This is a genomic window from Streptomyces stelliscabiei (genome assembly GCF_014873495.1).
GTDB lineage: Bacteria > Actinomycetota > Actinomycetes > Streptomycetales > Streptomycetaceae > Streptomyces > Streptomyces bottropensis.
Map to the genome: position 1 here is coordinate 1,819,224 of NZ_JADBGF010000001.1, position 19,513 is coordinate 1,838,736.

At 67.8% G+C, this 19,513-nt stretch carries 16 protein-coding genes and 1 pseudogene; 7 read left to right on the forward strand and 10 right to left on the reverse strand.

What is annotated here, in order from left to right:
- Positions 1-117: 117 nt before the first annotated feature.
- On the reverse strand, positions 118-765 hold the full coding sequence (locus tag H4687_RS07855) for a TetR/AcrR family transcriptional regulator (RefSeq protein WP_006379142.1): 648 nt from the start codon (positions 763-765) through the stop codon (positions 118-120).
- Between the two features lie 269 nt (positions 766-1,034).
- Here H4687_RS07855 and H4687_RS07860 point away from each other — a divergent pair, with 269 nt between their 5' ends.
- The 6 genes from H4687_RS07860 (at position 1,035) to H4687_RS07885 (ending at position 10,609) form a co-directional block, all read left to right on the forward strand.
- Entirely contained in the window at positions 1,035-2,309 is a 1,275-nt protein-coding gene (locus H4687_RS07860; RefSeq protein ID WP_006378806.1) for an ABC transporter substrate-binding protein, read from the forward strand.
- 164 nt (positions 2,310-2,473) lie between these two features.
- The gene (locus tag H4687_RS07865) at positions 2,474-3,460 is read left to right on the forward strand and encodes a carbohydrate ABC transporter permease (RefSeq protein ID WP_006378862.1); all 987 of its coding nucleotides are present in this window, start codon (positions 2,474-2,476) and stop codon (positions 3,458-3,460) included.
- Between the two features lie 89 nt (positions 3,461-3,549).
- Complete coding sequence (locus H4687_RS07870; protein WP_006378596.1) at positions 3,550-4,371, forward strand: carbohydrate ABC transporter permease; 822 nt, start codon at positions 3,550-3,552, stop codon at positions 4,369-4,371.
- Between the two features lie 127 nt (positions 4,372-4,498).
- A complete protein-coding gene (locus tag H4687_RS07875; protein ID WP_006378679.1) occupies positions 4,499-6,334 on the forward strand; it encodes a glycoside hydrolase family 3 protein in 1,836 nt (611 codons plus the stop codon).
- A gap of 43 nt (positions 6,335-6,377) precedes the next feature.
- Positions 6,378-8,795 (forward strand): glycoside hydrolase family 3 N-terminal domain-containing protein, encoded by a 2,418-nt coding sequence (locus tag H4687_RS07880; protein ID WP_223786224.1) that lies wholly within the window; start codon positions 6,378-6,380, stop codon positions 8,793-8,795.
- A 200-nt stretch (positions 8,796-8,995) separates the two neighbouring features.
- Positions 8,996-10,609 carry a GH35 family beta-galactosidase gene (locus H4687_RS07885; RefSeq protein WP_006379260.1) on the forward strand — a complete coding sequence of 538 codons (1,614 nt, stop codon included), beginning with the start codon at positions 8,996-8,998 and terminating at the stop codon, positions 10,607-10,609.
- On the opposite strand, the gene H4687_RS07890 is transcribed toward H4687_RS07885, so the two are convergent.
- The 7 genes and pseudogenes from H4687_RS07890 to H4687_RS46275 form a co-directional block, all read right to left on the reverse strand.
- Positions 10,603-11,373: an SDR family NAD(P)-dependent oxidoreductase gene (locus H4687_RS07890; RefSeq protein ID WP_010354077.1), complete on the reverse strand. Its 771-nt coding sequence runs from the start codon at positions 11,371-11,373 to the stop codon at positions 10,603-10,605. The genes H4687_RS07885 and H4687_RS07890 overlap by 7 nt on opposite strands.
- A 55-nt stretch (positions 11,374-11,428) precedes the next feature.
- Complete coding sequence (locus H4687_RS07895) at positions 11,429-14,326, reverse strand: glycosyl hydrolase (protein ID WP_006378968.1); 2,898 nt, start codon at positions 14,324-14,326, stop codon at positions 11,429-11,431.
- Positions 14,327-14,507: 181 nt separating this feature from the next.
- Positions 14,508-14,693 carry a hypothetical protein gene (locus H4687_RS07900; RefSeq protein ID WP_006378702.1) on the reverse strand — a complete coding sequence of 62 codons (186 nt, stop codon included), beginning with the start codon at positions 14,691-14,693 and terminating at the stop codon, positions 14,508-14,510.
- Positions 14,635-14,991: an alpha/beta fold hydrolase gene (locus H4687_RS07905; protein WP_107307715.1), complete on the reverse strand. Its 357-nt coding sequence runs from the start codon at positions 14,989-14,991 to the stop codon at positions 14,635-14,637. Before H4687_RS07905 ends, H4687_RS07900 begins: the two co-directional genes overlap by 59 nt.
- A gap of 135 nt (positions 14,992-15,126) precedes the next feature.
- Positions 15,127-15,930: an IclR family transcriptional regulator gene (locus tag H4687_RS07910; protein ID WP_010354078.1), complete on the reverse strand. Its 804-nt coding sequence runs from the start codon at positions 15,928-15,930 to the stop codon at positions 15,127-15,129.
- Between the two features lie 224 nt (positions 15,931-16,154).
- Positions 16,155-16,589: an FAD-binding protein gene (locus H4687_RS46270; protein WP_306080762.1), complete on the reverse strand. Its 435-nt coding sequence runs from the start codon at positions 16,587-16,589 to the stop codon at positions 16,155-16,157.
- Between the two features lie 196 nt (positions 16,590-16,785).
- Positions 16,786-17,088 (reverse strand): annotated as a pseudogene (locus H4687_RS46275) (FAD-binding protein); the annotation flags it as partial.
- A gap of 264 nt (positions 17,089-17,352) precedes the next feature.
- Between H4687_RS46275 and H4687_RS07920 the strand changes: the two are divergent.
- Complete coding sequence (locus H4687_RS07920; RefSeq protein WP_006378900.1) at positions 17,353-18,354, forward strand: MarR family winged helix-turn-helix transcriptional regulator; 1,002 nt, start codon at positions 17,353-17,355, stop codon at positions 18,352-18,354.
- Here the strand turns inward: H4687_RS07920 and H4687_RS07925 are convergent.
- Together H4687_RS07925 and H4687_RS47450 are read right to left on the reverse strand one after the other, a co-directional pair.
- On the reverse strand, positions 18,341-18,637 hold the full coding sequence (locus tag H4687_RS07925; RefSeq protein ID WP_006378921.1) for an oxidoreductase C-terminal domain-containing protein: 297 nt from the start codon (positions 18,635-18,637) through the stop codon (positions 18,341-18,343). The two genes, H4687_RS07920 and H4687_RS07925, sit on opposite strands and share 14 nt — an antisense overlap.
- Before the next feature lie 703 nt (positions 18,638-19,340).
- Positions 19,341-19,466 carry a hypothetical protein gene (locus H4687_RS47450; protein WP_010354081.1) on the reverse strand — a complete coding sequence of 42 codons (126 nt, stop codon included), beginning with the start codon at positions 19,464-19,466 and terminating at the stop codon, positions 19,341-19,343.
- Positions 19,467-19,513 lie beyond the last annotated feature (47 nt).

Here is a 19,513-nt window from a genome sequence, read left to right on the forward strand (position 1 = left end):
AACGGATGCGAGTCATGAGCACCGCTGAGACCGCCGCCTGACGGCCGCTTGCGCCTCCGGCTTCGCGCGCGAGCGGAGCCGGAGGTCTTCATCAACCCGGCGGACCGTGAACGACGCTCAGTCGGAGTCGTCGTCGCGGCGGTTGGAGTCGTCCGAAGCCGCCTGCTGCACCCAGTGCGCCCGAGCAGCAGCCACGAGCCGCCAGAAGGCGTCGATGGCCTCGACGACATCCAGGTCGTCCCGGTATCGCCGCTGGATCTGGAGCCCGTCCTGCAGGGCGGTCCCCAGCGTGGCGATCATCTCCGGGCTGATCCCCATCGGGGCACCTTCGGGCGCCTCAGGGCCGGGGTCGAGCGTGAGTGTCTGGGCTGCCTGGTAGTGCTCGACGAAGTACGGGTGCGCCGGATGATCGCGATCAATCGCCTCGGCCGAGAGGATGATGTACAGGGACGTCAGTCCCTCGTGCTCCGCGGAGTGACGCGCGACCTCGCGGGACCGCGTAGCGACATCGGTGGCGTGCTGCTCCGACAGGTAGTCGGCAACGGACGAATCGCGCAAGTTGAGCACTTCGACCAGGAGTTCTTCCTTGTCGGCGAAGTGGTGGAGAAGCCCTGTCTGTGTCAGGCGCATCCGCCTGGCGAGCTCACGCATCGACGAGTGTGCGTATCCGGATTCAGCAAAGAGCTCGGCTGCAGCGGCGACGATCTCCCGGCGGCGCTGGAGCCCCTTGCGATAGGGCCCCCGAGGCCCGGTGCTTTCCGCCATGCCTTCAACATACAGCGACGCGGCGGCCCGTTTGACCTGGGTGTGGGCGTGACGATGAAAACTCCACGAAAACTTGTCAGGTGAACTGTGTTACGTGATACTGACGGCCACCGCCACTCCGAGACGACATCTCAGCCGGGGACGCAGCGGCATACACGACGTTCGGGTGACGGGGTTCGCGCACGTCTCAGGAGCGTGGTGCGGCCGGGGGGGGGCGGCTCCTTGCCGCCGCAACATCGCGGCACACCGCCTGGAAATAAGGAGTACAGATGCGATCCATTCGAAGGTCCCTCGCTGTGCTTGCAGCGGTCGCATTGACCGCCGTCACCGCCGGGTGCGGATCCAGCGACGAGGGCGATGCCGGCGGCAAGATCACCCTCAACGTCTCGACGTTCAGCGAGTGGGGTTACAGCGGCCTGCTGAAGGAGTACCAGAAGCTCCACCCCGACATCACGATCAAGCACAACCGCTTCGCCACGAGTGATGAGGCCAAGGAGCAGTTCCAGACCGCGCTCGGCGCGGGCTCGGGTCTCGCCGATGTCATCGGTGTCGACAACAGCTGGATGCCGCAGATCCTCAAGTACCCGGACAACTTCGTGGATCTCTCCTCACCGAAGGTCGAGGGCCGCTGGCTGGACTGGACAACGAAGATCGCCACCACGGACGACGGCAAGCTGCTCGGATACGCGACGGACCTGGGACCGCAGACGATCGCCTACCGCGCCGACCTGTTCAAGGAGGCCGGTCTGCCGAACGACCGCGAGGAGGTCGCCAAGCTCTTCGGTGGCGACAACGCGACATGGGACGACTTCTTCGCCGTCGGCGAGAAGTTCAAGGCCGCCAAGACAGGTCCGGCGTTCTACGATGCGTCGGCCTCGGTGGCGACCGGCTGGACCGACCAGTACGAGGTGCTCTGGGAGGACCCCAAGAACGGCGAGATCATCGCCGGCGAGAACAAGGACCTCCGGAACATCTACGACACCGTGATGTCGCATGAGGGCCTGTCCGCAGACCTCGCGCGGTTCAGTGAGGACTGGGTCAGCGCATTCCAGAAGGACAAGTTCGCGGTGATGCTCGCGCCTTCGTGGATGCTCGGCGTCATCAAGGGCAATTCGGCCGGGGTCAAGGGCTGGGATATCGCCGACGTCTTCCCCAACGGCGGTGTCAACAGCGGCGGTTCGTACCTCAGCGTGCCGAAGCAGTCCAAGCACCCCGAGGAGGCGCAGGCGCTGGCGGAGTGGCTCACCGCCCCGGAGCAGCAGATGAAGGCGTTCAAGGCGTCGGGCAACTTCCCCAGCCAGGTCGAGGCCCAGAAGAGCCCTGAGATGCAGAAGGTGACCGAACCCTTCTTCAACGATGCGCCCGTAGGAAAGGTCCTCGCCGAGCGCGCGTCGAACATCAGCGTGGTCCCGTACAAGGGTGACAACTACTTCGCGATCACAGCGGCATTCAACGACGCGGTCAACCGTGTCTCGGTCGACAAGACCCACTCCGCCAAGGAGTCATGGGACATGTTCGTCGAGGGACTGGACTCGCTGAAGTGATCGGTTCGTCCGCGCGCTCGGGGGCGCCCTCCGCGGACGGCGCCCCCGATTCACCATCGGAGGAAGAGCGCATGGTCCGTCCGGCAGGGAGCGCGTCACCCCGTGGTGATGCCTCACCTCCACACACGCCCTCGCCCTGGCATCAGCGTCTGGGCCGCTGGGACATGAAGGCGTCGCCGTACGCCTATATCTCCCCGTTCTTCATCCTGTTCGGGATCGTCGGCCTGTTCCCGCTGCTGTACACCGCCTACGTCTCGCTGCACGACTGGGACCTCATCGGTGGGCAGAGCGAATTCGTCGGGCTCGACAACTTCACCTTTATCCTCGACCAGCCGGTCTTCTGGGATGCGATGGGCAACACCGTCAGCATCTTCCTGCTCTCGACGGTCCCCCAGATTCTGATCGCCCTCGTACTTGCCAGCCTCCTGCACGCGAACATTCGTGCGCGCACCTTCTGGCGGATGGGGGTACTGCTGCCGTACGTGATCGCTCCGGTCGCCGTGACGCTGATCTTCTCGCGCATGTTCGCGGACCAGTCCGGTCTGGTGAACGCGCTTCTCGAGCAGCTGGGCATGGATCCGATCGGATGGCACCGGGACAGCCTTCCGGCGCACATCGTCATCGCAAACATGGTCAACTTCCGGTGGACCGGCTTCAACACCCTCGTGCTGCTTGCGGCGATGCAGGCGATCTCCCGTGACCTGTACGAGGCGGCGATCCTCGACGGCGCGGGGCGGATTCGACAGTTCTTCTCCGTCACGGTGCCGTCCGTGCGTCCGACGCTCATCTTCGTCGTGATCACGTCCACGATCGGCGGGCTGCAGATCTTTGACGAGCCGCGTCTGTACGACACGCAAGGGCTCGGCGGCAGTTCAGGGCAGTGGAAGACGATCACTCTGTACCTGTACGAACTCGGCTGGAACCAGCAGCGACTGGGCCGTGCAGCGGCCGTCGCGTGGCTGCTCTTCCTGCTGATCATCGCATTCGCTCTGGTCAGCAACTGGCTGTCGCGCCGCATCGCTTCCGGAGACGACGCCACGGCCGGCTCCCGGCAGACGCGCCGTGCCGCCCGACGCAGCGCACCGAGCGCAGCAGCTCGTACGCCCGACTCCTCCGCACCGTCCGGTGCCACGCCCGGGAGCAGCACGTGACCCCTCCTTCCATCCCGTACATCGAGCAGACGTCCGGTCGTGGAGCCGCCCGTGCGGCGCGCCGTCGGCGTGGACGGAACGACGGCGCTGTGCGCCGACCGGGAAAGACGACCTACGTCATCCTCACTCTGGTCGCGCTCATTTCGATCTTCCCGCTCTACTACGCGCTCCTGCTCGCGTCCTCGACGTCGGCAGAGGTCGCGCAGAACCCGATCCCCTCGCCGATCCCGGGCGGGCAGCTGGCCGACAATCTCACGCGGGTCTTCGAGTCGGACATCGACCTGCCGCGCGCGGTCTGGAACTCGGTCTTCGTCTCGGTGACAACGGCCCTCGCCGTCGTGTTGGTGTCCACGTTGGCCGGCTTCGCCTTCTCGAAGCTCCGGTTCAAGGGACGTGCCGGCCTCCTCACATTCGTGGTGGGCACCATGGCGGTACCCACTCAGCTCGGGGTCGTGCCGTTGTTCATCGTCATGCGCGAGATGGGCCTGACGGGAAGCCTCTGGGCGGTCATCATCCCCGGTATCGCCTCCGCCTTCGGCGTGTTCTGGATGACGCAGTACCTCCAGTCGGCGCTGCCCTATGAGCTCATCGAGGCAGCCCGCATCGACGGGGCATCAACGTTCCGGATCTTCCGCTCCATCGTGCTGCCGGCCGCCAGGCCCGCGGCCGCCATGCTGGGCCTGTTCACCTTCATCGGGGCGTGGACCCAGTACTTCTGGCCGTCGATCGTGCTCGGCACGACCAATCCGACACTCCCCGTCGCGCTGCAACTGCTGCAGGCCGGGTTCTTCAAGGACATCCCCCTCATCATGACCGGCGTTCTCGTGTCCGTGGTGCCGCTTCTCGTGCTGTTCGCCGTACTCGGCAGGCAGTTGGTCGCAGGCGTCATGCAGGGAGCCGTCAAGGGGTGACCCGCCCGCACCGCACTGCCGGACCGGGACATGTGCCGGTGCACTGACACGGTGCACGGCCCCGACCGCCCCGAGGGGGCCTGCACCCAGGCCCCGGGAACGAAATCGAGAGGAACTCCCACCACTCATGCCTGCGACGACTGCATCGGGCAGTACCACCTTCCGCGATCTCAACGGCAACGGGCGCATGGAGCCCTACGAGAACCCGCGGCTCAGCGCCGAGGAACGCACGGAAGATCTGTTGACCCGGCTCTCGCTCGAAGAGAAAGTCGGTCTGCTCTTCCACACAGTCATCGAGATGGGCCCGGGAGGCACCGTCCTCGAAGAGCCCGGTGCGATCAGCAAGTCACCCACCAGCGAGGTGATCCTGGGCAGGGGGATCAGCCACTTCAACACGCACCGAATCGAAGACCCTCGGGCAGCCGCACGGTGGCACAACGCGATCCAGCGGCTCGCAGAGAAGACCCCGCACGGCATCCCGGTCACGATTTCCAGCGACCCTCGACACGGATTCCTGGAGAACATCGGGGCTTCCTTCACTGCAGGTCCGTTCTCGCAGTGGCCCGACGCCCTCGGCCTTGCGGCACTGCGCGACCCGGACACCGTGCGCGAGTTCGCGCGCCGGGTGCGCGAGGAGTACCGCGCCGTCGGCATCCGCATGGCACTGCATCCTCAGGTCGACCTCGCCAGCGAACCCCGCTGGGCACGCCAACTCCAGACGTTCGGCGCCGACACCGATCTCGTGGTCGCCTACACGCGCGCGTACCTCGAAGGTTTCCAGGGCGCGGCGCTCGACTCAACGAGCATCGCCTGCGTCACCAAGCACTTCCCCGGCGGCGGCGCGCAGCTGGACGGCGAGGATGCGCACTTCCCGTACGGTCGCGAGCAGGTCTACCCGGGTGGTGCGTTCGAGGAGCACCTCCGTCCGTTCGTCACCGCCGTCGAGCACGGCACCGCCGCGGTCATGCCCTACTACGGCATGCCGGTCGGTCTTGAGATCGACGGCGAACCGATCGAGGAGGTCGGGTTCGGGTACAACAAGCAGATCCTCACCGGGCTGCTGCGCGAGCGGCTGGGCTTCGACGGGCTGATCGTCACGGACTGGGAGCTGGTGAACGACAACCACGTCGGGGACCAGGTCCTGCCCGCACGCGCGTGGGGGGTTGAAGAGCTCGACGCCCGCGAGCGCATGGTCAAGATCCTCAATGCCGGCGCGGACCAGTTCGGCGGTGAACAGTGCACGGATCTCCTGCTTGAGCTCGTACGGGATGGCGTCGTCCCGGAGAGCAGGATCGACGAGTCGGCGCGCCGCGTCCTGCTGATCAAGTTCCGGCTCGGTCTGTTCGACAACCCTTTCATCGACGAAGATGCCGCCGTGGCCGTTGTGGGCAACGCCGAGACCCGGCGGGTCGCCCTGGAGACACAGTCCCGTTCCGTCACCGTCCTGAAGAACTCCGTGGTCGAAGGAAGGCCAGTGCTTCCGCTCGCCGTGGGCGCGCGCTTGTACGCGGAGGGGATCGATCCGGAGGTCCTCGGCCGGGAGTTCACCCCCGTGACGACGCCGCAGGAGGCAGAACTGGCCATCGTGCGCATCGACGCACCGTTCGAGCCGCGGGACGACCTGTTCCTGGAGTCGTATTTCCACCAGGGGTCTCTTGACCTGCCCCCCGGCCTCGTACACCGACTGCGTAGGATCGCCCACTACGCCCCGCTGATCGTGGATGTCGCCTTGGACCGCCCGGCCATCCTCACGCCGCTCGTCGACGCGCTCGCCGGACTGACCGTCACCTTCGGTGTCTCGGATGACGCTCTGCTCACCGCCCTCACCGGCCGCATCGCTCCGGAGGGCAAACTTCCCGTCGAGCTTCCGCGGTCGATGCAGGCCGTACGAGAGTCCGCGCCGGACGCGCTGGCGGACACCGCCGACCCGCTGTTCCCCCTGGGATCGGGGCTGGAGATCTGATGTCCCGTTCGTGGAACCCGCACTCGCACAGAAGGATCACGTCATGACCGACGCACGTTCCCGCGCCATCGAGTTGCTCGGTCGCATGACCCTGCACGAAAAGGTCGCGCAGCTGACGTCGCTGATCCCGACAATGCTCTTCGACGCCAAAGGCATCCGCCCGGACGTCGCCGCGGCCAAGCTGGCGAATGGCATCGGCTACATCGAACCGCACATGGGGGGCTTTCCGGCGAACGCGGCCGAACTCGCCCGGCTCAACAACGCGGTACAGCGCCACCTGGTCGAGAACACCCGCCTGGGCATTCCCGCGATCATGCACATCGAGGCGCTGAACGGTGTGAACGCCCCCACCTTCACATCCTTCCCCACCGCGATCGCCCTCGCGGCCACCTGGGACACCACCGGGGTGGGCGAGATGGCCGCACTGACCCGTCGGCAGATGCGATCCGTGGGCCTGCACCACGCCCTGTCGCCGCTGCTCGACATCGCCCGCGACGCGCGATGGGGCCGAGTTCACGAGACGTACGGCGAGGATCCATACCTGGTCAGCGCGCTGGGAGTGTCCTTCGTACGCAATCTTCAAGGCGAGTCGCTGCTGGACGGGGTCATCGCCACCGGCAAGCACTTCCTCGGCTACGCAATGAGTGAGGCCGGTCTCAACATGGCGACCGTGCCGATGGGAGCGCGCGAGCTGCGGGAGGTGTACGCGCGCCCCTTCGCCGCCGCCATCCAGCTCGCGGGACTGGGCTCGATCATGAACTCGCTCGCCGACTGGGACGGAGTGCCCGCTGCCGCCGACCCTCGGGTGTTCCGCAAGATGTTGCGCGACCAACTCGGGTTCAACGGCACCGTCGTGTCGGACTGGCTGTCGATCGAGAACCTCGTGACCCATCATCGCGCCGCGCGCGATGCACGCGAAGCGGGCGTGCTCGGCATGCGGGCCGGCATCGACGTGGAAATGCCCGAGCCGTTCGGCTACGGCGACAACCTCGTCGAGGCCGTCCGCGACGGCGAGATTCCCGAAACGACCGTCGACGAGTCGGTCCTCCGCGTACTGACGCACAAGTTCCAACTGGGCCTGTTCGAGAACCCCTACGTGGAAACCGACCCGGTGGAGATCATGTCCGTGGCGCAGGAGGGCCGCGACCTCTCCCTGCGTCTTGCGCGCGAGTCCGTCACGCTCCTCAAGAACGACGACGGGGTGCTCCCACTCAGCGGCGCCCCGCGCATCGCGGTCGTCGGACCTCATGCCGAGGCTGTGGGCACGGCCTTCGCCCCGTACACCTTCCCCTCCTTCATCGAGCTGACCCGAGCACTGCTGAACGGCAAGACGAGTTCCATGGTCGGTGTCGAAAACCTCGACTCCTTCGGCCCCGACGACGCCTACGTGCACGAGGAGATCGGCGACCTGCTCGCCATGAGCGAGGACGAGTTCGCGAGGTCGCGCTACGAAGCGGTCTCCCTGGCGGACGCCCTCCAAGCCGCGCTACCCGACTCCGAAATCCTCGTCGCAACTGGATGCGGAGTCACCGACGGGGCCGAGGGGATCGGCGCGGCAGTCGACGTCGCGCGTGATGCGGATGTCGTGGTCCTGGCACTGGGCGGCGTGGCGCGATGGTTCTTCGGTGAACGGACGGAGGGTGAGGGTGCGGACACCGCCGATGTGACGCTGCCGGATGTACAGCGTCGGCTCGTGCACGAGATCGCCGCGCTCGGCAAGACGACCGTCGGCGTGATCTTCTCGGGCCGCCCTCTCGCCCTTGGTGACGTCGAGCCCGAGCTCGACGCCATCCTGCTCGGGTACTACGGCTCGCAGTTCGGCACACCTGCCGTCGCGGAGATCCTCAGCGGCACGGCCGAGCCGCAGGGCCGCCTGCCGTACACGATCCCCCGCTCCAGCGGTCAGGTCCCCCTCCATGCGGGCCAGCGGTTCGGCAGCGGATACCGCCGTCGGGAAGGCGATCCGCACGGCGGATACGTGGACGAGTCCGCGGCACCGCTCTACCCGTTCGGGCACGGCCTGACGTATACCGAATTCGTCTACTCCGACCTCCAGCTGAGCAGCACGTCGATCGCACCCGACCGCACCGTCGAGGTCACCGCGACCGTCACGAACACGGGCGACCGCCCAGGCGTAGAACTCATGCAGCTCTACGTCGAGGACGATGCGCCCGGCGTGTCGAGGCCGGCGCTCCAGCTCGCGGGGTTCCATCGCCTCGAACTGCAGCCAGGGGATCAGGCGACGGTGAGATTCGCTCTGGAACTCCCGCTGCTGGCCTACCTGTCCCTGGACGACAGATGGGTCGTGGATCCGGGCCCGATGTGGATCTCGGTCGGCTCGTCGTCGAGTGACCTTCGCCTGCGCGGTCGCCTGGACGTCGTCGGTGACACCGTGGACGTCACGCGACGGAGGGTGTACCTGACCCACTCTGCACGGACCGCTCCTACGACGGGAACGTGACACGCGAGACCGCCGCCCCGCCAGCAGCCCGTGGGGAGCGGACCTGACACCGCTCCCCACGGGCCTTCGCCTGGCCAACTATCCGGCATCGCGCCGCACCCCTGGGACGGCGATGGCTGAGAGCGCCGGCAGCGACCTGGCGCCGTCCGCCGCCCTCGCCCGAAGACACCGCTCAACCGGAAGACATCGATGGGAGCCCCTTGCAACACCACGGCATAGACCAGGCCACGGGCCAGCTGATCGTCGGCGGTACGCCGTACCTGATCCGCGGCATCGAGGTCCACAACTCCACCTCGTCCCACGCCGACTACCTGGAACCCGTGTGGAAGCGGTGTGCGGACGCAGCGGTCAACACCGTTCTTGCACCGGTCAGTTGGGAGCTTGTGGAACCGACGGAGGGAGAGTTCGACTTTCACTTGGTCGACGCCATGCTCTCCGGTGCGCGCGACCACGAGCTCAAGCTGGTGCTTCTCTGGTTCGGCAGCTGGAAGAACGCTTCGTCGAGCTACGTGCCGGCCTGGGTCAAGCTCGATCCGGTCCGTTTTCCGCTGCAGGTCGACGAGGCCGGCGATCCGCTGGACAACCTCAGCCCGTTCTCCACGAACAACCGCGACGCCGACGCGGCCGCTTTCGCGGCCTTCATGGAGCACCTCGCACGCGTCGACGGCCGCGAGAAGACCGTGATCATGGTGCAGGTCGAGAACGAGGTCGGGCTGCTCGGGGCACCGCGCTCCTACGGAGCGGACGCGGCAGCCGCATGGGCGGCTCCCGTTCCGGCAGCCCTTGCGGAAGCACTGCGCAACGGAGCCTCCCCGTACGTCCAGGCCCCGGACGAGCCGTCCACCCCGACGTGGGACCTCCTGACGGGCGACTCCGACCGGAAGGCCGAGTTGTTCATGGCCTGGCACTACGCCTGCTACATCGAGCACGTCGCCGCCGCAGGCCTGGCCCGCTACGACATCCCGCTGTTCGCCAACGCCTGGCTGGACTCGAGCGTGCCGAACGGATCGGAGTCCGCGAACATCGCCGTCGCCGGCGGCAGCGCGCCGGGGGTGTTCCCCAGTGGGGGGCCACTACCGCATGTCAGCGCTGCCTGGAAGCTGGCCGCTCCCTCGCTCGCGTTCCTCGCCCCAGACGTGTACTTCGGCGACTTCGACATCCCGTTCAAGCGCTACGCGGACACGAACACCACCTTGTTCGTGCCCGAGATGCGCGCCGACTGCCACGGGGTCTCGCACAGCTTCCTCGCCATCGGACAGTACGGTGCCATCGGGGTCTCGCCGTTCGGCTTCGACTCCCTCGACGATGACCGCACGGTGGAGCTGCGCCGTATCTATGCGCAGCTCGCGGCGCTGGAGAACGACATCCTTGCCGCACAGCCGCGAGGGCGCGTGCGCGGCTTCCGGGTCCCGGCCTCCAAGGAGGAGACGTTCGCCCTCGGCAAGTACGAGTTCGTGATCAGGGCCTATCCGGAACACGGCAACGGCGAGCGGTTCGGCTATGGGCTCCTGCTGCAGTTCGACGACGACGTGTTCATCGCCGTCGGCGACAACTTCACGGTCTGCCCGCGCTCGCCGGACGGCCGGCCGGTGGCCATCTTGCAGGCGGACGAACTCGTGGCAGGCACGGGCCGGCTCCGTCCGCGAAGGCGCCTCAATGGTGACGAGACGTTGTCCGGCACCGGCATCAGGATCGCGGAGCACCCGGCCCCGATGCACGGTTTCATGGCGACCAGCGGGATCCCGTCAGGGGTGGTGAGGTTCTCGCTGTACTTCCCCGGGGCGCCGAGGGGCACCGCCGCCCCGGACTACTGATGGGTGCCGCCGTCAATACGGATCTCCGTGCCGGAGATGAAGGCGCCGTCGTCGGAGATGAGCGTGGCCACGACTGCTGCCACCACCTCCGGCGACCCGTAGCGCTCCCGGACTGCGGGAGTGAGCTTCGCGAAGAGGCTCCAGTCGGTGTCCTCCGGCACCAGTGACGCGAAGTTCTCGGTCATGGCGCTGACGATGCCGCCAGGGCAGATGTTTACCGCGCGCAAGCCCTGCTTGGCGTACTCCTGGGCGATGCTGTGCGTGAAGGACAGGATCCCGCCCTTGCTGGCGGAGTACGCGGCCAGGAACGGATGGGCGAACTGGGCTGACGTGGAGCTGAAGTTGACCACGACGCCGTTACCCGTCTCCAGCAGCGCGGGCAACGCGGCCCGGGTGACCAGGAACGTGCCCGTGAGGTTCACGGCAAGGACGCGGTTCCACAGCTCGAGCGAGCACTGGTGTGTATGCGCTCCGCGCAGCATGCCGGCGATGTTCACGAGCGCGTCGAGCCCGCCGAGGGTGGCAATCGTTTCACCCACGACGTCGACGACCGCGTCCGCGTCCGCCACGTCCAGCGCCGCGGTGACGAGCCGCTCGCCGGTGCCGGCCTTCGCGGCCAGGCCGGCGGTCCCGCTGAGCCCCTCTTCCTCGATGTCCGTCGCGACGACCGCCGCTCCTTCCTCGAGCAGCCTCAACGTCGTCGAGCGTCCGATGCCCGAAGCGGCTCCGGTGACGAACACGCGTCTGCTGCTGAGTCGTTCCATGAGGTTCCTCCAGGTCTCGACGGTGCGCTTGCCCTGGCCGCGAATCGCCGCCCGCTCATTCCGGGATCGGTACCTGGCGGTACGGCGCGATACGGACCGGCCCCATGAGGCCGTATTGCTGCCGGGGCTTCTCGGCCTGACCCGGGAAGCCTTCCGTGACCCGAAGGCGATTGCGCAGCGGTGTCGCCACCCGGACCGTGATGCTGTTGTCTCCTTGCTTCACGTAGCCACTGAGATCGATCCGCCGGCCGACCTGGTCGGACGGTGGCAGCGTCGTGCCGTTGACCGTCACCTCGAAGGTGTCGGTGACCTGTCCGAGGTCGAGGTAGGCCCCGTCCAACCGCACGAGCCGTACCGTGGTGCGATAGGTGCCGACCCCGGAGACGTCCTCAAGGCCGGGGATGGCGGACCAGGGTGCAAGGCGGTTCAGGTGATGCTCGTGCTCGCTGACTTCGAGCTTGCCGTCCGGGCCTCGGTGCCAGTCCTCGACGGAGAGCTCCCACACGTTCAGCTCCTGGGCTGCCCCGGTGGGAGGAACGGTCACCCTCCGTTCGGAGCCGTCGTCAAGCTTCACGGTGTACGAACCAGCCGTTGAGCCCCGCAGGAGCAGACCGCCACCGGGCGCCGTCACGACCTCTCCGCCCGTGGTGGCGACCACATGACGGGCACTGCCCGGTACGAGAACGATGATGGTGGATTCGCCGGGTGCGAGCCGCACCGGGACTGTGATCCGCCCGCGTTCTGTTCGGTACTGGGCGACTGAGGTGACCGTGCCCGTCCAGGCATCCAGTTCGTAGGGGGTGCCTCGGCCCTCCAGGGCGACCTCCTCGGACACGGCTCTTTCCGAGGAGTTGTGCAGGTGATACAGCGCGCCTCGCGACAGTGTGCGACGCAGGGCGAGCACGGCGGGAGCGACGCGCGTGTCCGCTGCGGGACGGATGCCGAGCACCTCGAAGACGGCGGGCAACCCGCTCGGTTCGGCGACGTGGCGTACCGAGGCCTGCTTGAGCAACAGGTCCATCAACTCGGCCAGTGCCGCATCCTGCTGTGCCGCCCGGTGGGCGCCAGGCGTGCGGGTCGGCGGCGCACCGACGATCACTACGGGCAGGCCGCTGCGGGCGTGCGACAGCAGCAGTCGGGCGGTGGCTATGGGCAACGTGGGCTGGCGGTCGAGGATCAGCGCACGATAGGCGGGTCCTTCCGGGGCAAGGCGCCGGTCACGTACGCGGGTTCCGTCGAGTTGTGCCGGGCCGGCGAAGTCGTAAGTGAAGCCGTCCAGCCCGGCCGGGATGCGCATGCCGGTCCCGTAGGCGTGGCGGTAGACGACCAAGTCCACCGAAGGCCTGCCCTGGCGCAGGGCGAACTGCGTGCGCGCAGTCCAGTCGACGATCTTGCCGGTGTCGTTCCACGTGGGCTGGCGCGGCCCCCATGCCTCGGAGAAACCGTTGCCGCCCTGGAGGGTGAACGGTGAGAAGCCGGGCCAGGTGGTTCCCAGGCCCGCCTCGGTGGCGAAGCCGTGATAGACGACCTGGTTGACACCGTGGGCGAAGGCGGCGTTGAAGTGCTTGAGCATCTGCGGCCAGGTCTGCGCGTACGCCTCGCCGTAGATCGCGCAGCCTTCGAGCGAGAAGACGCGCTGCCCGGACAGGTGCACCGCACCGGACGAGAGCCATCGGTATGGCTCGTCGGTGTAGTCGGGCGCCGCGCCGAGCGACTCGGTCTCGTTGATGTCGAGGGCCGCGCCGATCGTGGGAACGTCGGTGGTGGTGCCGTAGGGCTGGGCCCGCAGTCTCAGGCCCATGGCGTGCGCCCAGGACTTCAGTGGCTCGACGTGCTCACTGATGTACAGGTCCGTGAGCGTGTGATAGTAGTCGTCGCGGACGCGGGCGCCACTGTCGTCGGTGAACGCGAAGTCCGGGGTGTCGTCGGGTGTCACGCTCGTGTACTGCCGGTGGATCCGGTCGATGAACAGCACCGGCAGGTTGTCGATCAAGGAGTAGCCGCGCAGCTTCTTGAAGCGCGCCGGAAGTTCCCGGGACCAGTGCTGGGCGGAGTCCAACTCCAGGGAATCTTCGAAGAGATCCCCTCCGTTGTCCTGCAGCAGACTGCGCAGGCGGGGCGTCAGGACGCGCTCGTCCCAGTAGCTGGTTACTGCCCGGGTACCGGCGGCACTGAAGTGGTCGACGACATACGCCGCCTCTGTCGTGGCGGCCTGGCCGACGACGGCGGCCTGGCCGGTGCCGCGCTGCCAGAACGCGAACAGCAGCCACTGCCCATCCGCTGGGGCGGTCCAGGCGAGGGTGCCGTCGCTCACCCGTCCTGTGAGGTCGATCCGGGAAGCCCGCTCGAGCAGTACGGGCTTCGCGTCGGTTGGGCCCGCGCAGCGAAACGCCTGGACCGCTATCAGGGTTTGCTCGGTGACGCCCGCGTGCGGCTGCGGGGCCGCCGGCACGGGCCCGTCGTATGCTTCGCCGCCCGCAAGGACCGCACGCCCGTAGGCGATCTCCTGGGCTGCTTCCGGGCTGTCCGGCGACAGCCCGGGGGCCACCAGCGGCCAGGCCGGGCCCACGGTGAGATCGATGCGCACCCCGTGCCTGTGACCGGCGGCGACCGCCTGCTCCAGGCGCTCGGTGAGCACAGCGCTGCCCCAGCCGTACTGCTGAGCGTCGGCGGTGACGATGCACTGGATCTCGACTGCGCCGAAACCTCGGCCTGCGATCGCCTCGATCTCCGCGTCGATGGTTTCCGCCGCGATCTCTCCGCACGGCCACCAGTAGCGGATCTTCGGCCGGGCATTCGCAGGCGGGTGAGCGAACCGCCGGACGAAGGCGCTGTCCAGCCCGGTCGACGAAGAGGCGGCAGCGCTCTTGGCCCCGGCCCACAAGGTCCCCGTGGGTGCCAGCGTCACCGCGGCCGCGGTCGCACAGAACTGTCTGCGGGAGAAACGGGACACAGCGGCTCCAGATGAAGTGATCCCCGGCAGTCGGGAGTTGGTGTGCCGGGCACCCTTTCATCGCCTGGGCCGTTCGGTGTCGGTCGATCCCGGTGACCGGGAGCGCCTCACGTGGTCCCTCAACCCTCAAGAAGAGGCAGCAGTCCCGCCGTCAGCAAAGTTGCGCCATCCGGCGGGGCGTTCAATCACCCTCGCCGCCGTCGAGCACCTGGTGCAACCAGGCGCGTTCGGCCTGGCTGATGCTGCGGACCATGAGCAGCATGCCGCGGCGGTAGGGATCGGCGGTCTCCTCCGCGGACAGCGGACGATCACCCTCGTAGAAGAAGCTCGCGGAAGTCTCCAGGAACTCCAGCCGGCGCCGCAGCACGGCGTGCTCGCCGGAAGAGCTCCGGTTTGCCGATCGCAAGCTGAAGTGCGACGACTCCGCCCATAGAGTTGCCGACAACGTCGGCCTGCTGCAGTCCGAGCCCGTCGAGCAGCGCTCGCACGGCCCGCGGCGCGGCCAGCATGGGGTGCCTGTCGGTCGGATCGCTGATACCGAAGCCAGGGAACTCCAGGACGAGACAGCGGAATTGCCGCGCAAGCGTCGGCAGGTTGTGCCGGAAGTTGCGCCAGCCGGTGACAACCGGGCCCCGACCCGTGCAGCAGGAGCGGGTCAGAGCGATCCAGAGAAGCGCTTCCTCCCGGGCGTGAACGCCCGGGGTTCCGCGCTAGATCAAGCTGAACTCCCCGGTCGCCGGCAGGGGGACCGGCGACCGGGGTCTGTACAGGGACCAGGAATCTACGCGCAGAGGCGCCGCTCAGGCCGTGCCTACGCGTGCCGTGCGCAGTGCGCTTTCGCCGAACAGGTCCAGAGTGATCCGCTGCGCCATGTCGTACACCAGCGGCGCGATGCGCTCCAGTGGCGACGCGTGCCCGGCGACCAGGGAAATAGCGCCGACCGGACCCTCAGGTCCCCGGATCGCCACGCCGACGCACGCGATCCCCTCGACGCACTCCCCCCGTTCGACGGCGAGCCCTCGGTCACGCCGGATACGGCCGAGTTCACGGTGAAGTGCGGGAAGGCCGTCGACGCTCGCGCCCGTCGCGGCCGGCACCCCGTCGGCGTACAACTCGTCGATCTCTTCCGGCGGCAGCCAGGCGAGCATCGCCTTGCCGAGCGCCGTGCAGTGCGCGGGTGCCCGGCCTCCGACACGGGAGGCGACAGCGGCAGCCCGGCGGCCGCCGACCTTGTCCAGGTACTCGACATACGTCTCGTCGAGGGTGCCCAGATGTACGACGAGGTCAGTCATGACGGCGAGCTCGTGCAGCCACGGCGCGGCGGCCGCGCGCAGATCCGAGTGCCCGCTCTCCCGCGCCCCCCAGGTCCGCACTCGCCGCCCGAGGTGGTAGCCAGAGCGGGTGTGCTCGACCCACTGCAGCCGCACGAGCTGGTCGAGGATGCGGTGCGCGGTCGACCTCGGAAGTCCGGTGCGGCGGGAGACCTCCTCCAACAGCAGCCGGGTCTTCGGTCCCTCGAAGCAGTCCATGATCAACGTCATTCGCTCGACCATCGAGGGCGGTCGCACCGCGACCTCCGGTCGTGACGACAGCGCCAGCGTCATTGTCAGCACCCTTCGGCCACTGGAATTGATTTCAATTCTAGTGACGCCACGGTTACTGCCAAGAGATGTGCATGCCTTTTATCAAGTAATTTTGAGCCCGCTTTCCTCCGCTACAGAATGGAGGAATCGGGCGAAATGGCCCCAACTTGAAGGACAGCTCGGACAGATGACTGTATGCAGCCAAGTAAGGTGTGCGCCCCTCGGGGAGTACCTTGGCAGGGCACTCAGCCCGCGGCGCTCTTCGCCGCGTGCTCCATCGCCAGGTAGCTGAACACCATGGCGGGACCAATCGTGGCTCCTGCCCCGGCGTACTCGTTGCCCATCACCGCGGCCGATGCGTTGCCCGTGGCGTACAGACCAGGGATCACGCTGCCGTCCGGCCGCAGCACGCGGCCCTGAGCGTCCGTCAGTACGCCGCCCTTGGTGCCCAGATCCCCCGCCTCCGATCCGGATCGCGTAGAAGGGTCCGCCGTCAATCGTGTCGAGATTGGGGTTCGGCAGTGAGTGGTCGCCGTAATAGTTGTCGTACGGACTGTCGCCGCGCCCGCAGTCCTCGTCCCTGCCCTTGGCCGCGAAGCCGTTGAAGCGAGCGACCGTGGCCTCCAGGGCGTCCGGCGGGACCGCGATCTTCTCGGCGAGTTCGCGCAGCGTGTCCGCATTCGCCACCAGGCCGCTGCGTAGAACGAGCAGCCACGGCGCGGCGGCCGCGCGCGAGACGACCCGCCAGGCCGCCACGCCCAGCATCCGCCGGGCCTTCCACTCGCGCCGGATCATCATGAGGTTACGCGCTTCGTAGCCCGTGAACCACAGACCGAGCGGCATGGGGACGTCCAGCGCTAGCAACTTCCGCTCCTCGTCCCCCAGTTTGCGGACGTCGATCGGACGCGGCTGGATGGTCCTGCCCGCCGCCCTGCCGCCGGGCAGCTCAGGGTGATAGTCGGAGTAACCGGGACACCAGGAGAACTCCATGTGCCGACTGACGCGATGCAGCATCTCGAGCACCTCGAGCCCGCAGTCGACGTAGGCGTCGATCCGATCGGCCGCGACGCGGTCGCCGACGACAGCCCGCAGATAGTGCCGCACGTCCTCGACATCGTCCGTCTGCCCCTCCTTGCGCGGGGTGGGATTGTTGGGGATCCAGATCCCTCCGCCGGACATCGCGGTCGAGCCGCCGATCCCGGCCGCCTTCTCGACCACGAGCGACGTGAGCCCGAAGGTGTTGGGCCGTGATGGCCCCGACCATTCCGCCGGCCCCGCTGCCGCCGATCAGTACGTCGACCTCGTGGTTCCAAATGGTCCCGTCAGTGCTGGGCACCGCTGCCGACTCTCTGCCACCCGCATGGATGTGCAATGCTTGATAGATGTCCCGTATCTCGGCATACGGGCTGCCGTTCATGGAGTGGTGGGGGAAGGGGAGTCCGCGTGGACCGGGTGCCCGAGGAGCTCGCGCTGGAGAGGGCGACGCTCAGACTCATCAACACGGTCGCCTTCATGTCCGGTACGCGGGCGCACAGCCGCGGGTTGCGAGCGGTGACCGGAACCGAACTGTCGCCCTCCGACCTGCGCTTCATCGAGCTCCTCGGCAGCCGTGGCGCGGTGCCGACCAGCACGGTGGCACGCGAGCTCGGCATCGATCTCGGCCAGACGAGCCGACAGGCGGCCCAGCTCGAGGCTGCCGGACACCTCGTACGCAGCACGGATCCTGCGGATCGCCGCCGGACCCTGTTGGAACTGTCGGAGCCGGCCGCGGCGACGCTCGACCGGTGGCTGCTCGCATGGAGCCGCGACTACCTGGTGGCGGAACCCCGGTGGTCCGCTGACGGCATCGCGGCGCTCGCCGAATGGTTCACGCTCGTGTATGACCGGCTGGTGACGGCGCTGCCCGACAGCCCCCGGTCCGCGGCCGCTGACCGCTGGACGGAGCTTGCGGGTGACGACTACGACGCCGGAACCCGCGCCTTCTTCCGCCCAGTCATCGGAATCGTCACCTGGGTCGGCCAGTCCAGCGGGTTCAACGATCTGCTGGAACTCATCGACGCGCCCGTACGGCAGACCGGGCTGTTCGCCCTCCAAGTGATCCAACGCAGCGGCCCTCTCCCCGTCGCAGAGGTCGCGGCCCGGCTCGCGATCGACCCTTCGCAGGCGAGCAAGCGCCTGCGCCAGCTCACCCAACTGCGGCTGGTGGACCGCGCGGTGGACGGGTTCGACCGCCGCAGCACACTGGTCCGCATCTCGCGCAAGGGGGCGGCGCTGCTCACGCGCGTGCTCGAAGTCCAGCTGACGGTATTCCAGAAGCTGATCGACGACCTCAGCTCCGAGGACCGACAGCGCTGGACGCCCTTGGTCGAGTCGTATGTCACCACGCTGCTCGACGCTCGGGGCTCGACCGGCCCGTCCGGAGGAGATCTGTTCAGCCGGAACTGACCGCATTCGCGGTCACCGCCTTGATGAGCGTCTTCAGCGATACGTCCGGATCCATGAGATCGGAAGCCGCGATCTCCGTTCCGGAGGCCAGCGCCTTCTTCAAGGCCATGAAGTCGGCGGTCGCGTTGACGGCCTCGACAGCCGCCAGTCGCCCGTCCCGGTAGTAGCCGACGAGGCATCTGTCGCGATCGCCGAATTGGCGTGTGACAGCAGTGTCGTCGCTCGCACGCAGTCCGACGATCCGGATGCGCAGGCTGCCCTGATCCGACCAGAACCACGGCACGCACGTGTACGGACGACGCTCGCCGAGGATCGTGGCGGCCGCGGCATCGGGCCGGGCCCTGCGCGGCGAGTTCCACCACGCGCACGCCCGCCAGCGGTCCGCTTCCGGTCGCCATCAGAACCCCTCGGGAGCGGTGCCGACGACGCCCTGCTCCACCAGGCCGGCGTACGCCTCCTCGGTCAGCCCCAGTTCACCGATCAGCACCTCGCGATTGTGTTCGCCCAGGGTCGACGGGCGCCGAGTGAGCCAGGCGGGCCGGCCTCGGTGGCGGAACGGGAGAGTCGGCAACGGAACCGTGCCGGCATAAGGCAGTTCGGCCGTTTCGTACGCGCCTCGTCCTGCGAGGTGAGGGTGCTCGTGCACCCACCGACTGTCGATGGACACGGCGGCGGGGACACCGGCCGCGAGGAGCAGACCGACGACTCATCGGCCTCACGCTCCGCGACCCAGGCGCCGATTCGGGCCTCCACCTCGTCCGCAGCCTGCCGGCCGTCACGGTCGGCTAGGGTTGGATCGGTGCGCCAGTACGTCGCCCGGCTTCCATGCCCGTCTCGACGGCCGCACCTGGCGGGTCGACGGCGCGATGTCGCACGATACGCGCGTGGCGCCGGGCGAGCGCCTGGCGCACCGAAGGGTCGTCCAGGACATACGAGCCATCAGGCGCCTTGGTCTCGGCGGCCCACGCCCGCACACTCGCGAGGATCTACTCGAAGGGCGCCGTGGCCACCACGGCGACGCGTTCGGTGTTGAGCTGACCGGTGATCATGGCCCAGCCGTTGTTCTCCCCACCGATGCAGTTCTCCACCGGCACCCGGACGTTGCGGAGCACTTTCTCCTTAGGGGAACAGGTCTTACTGTGTGGGACACATAACCGCT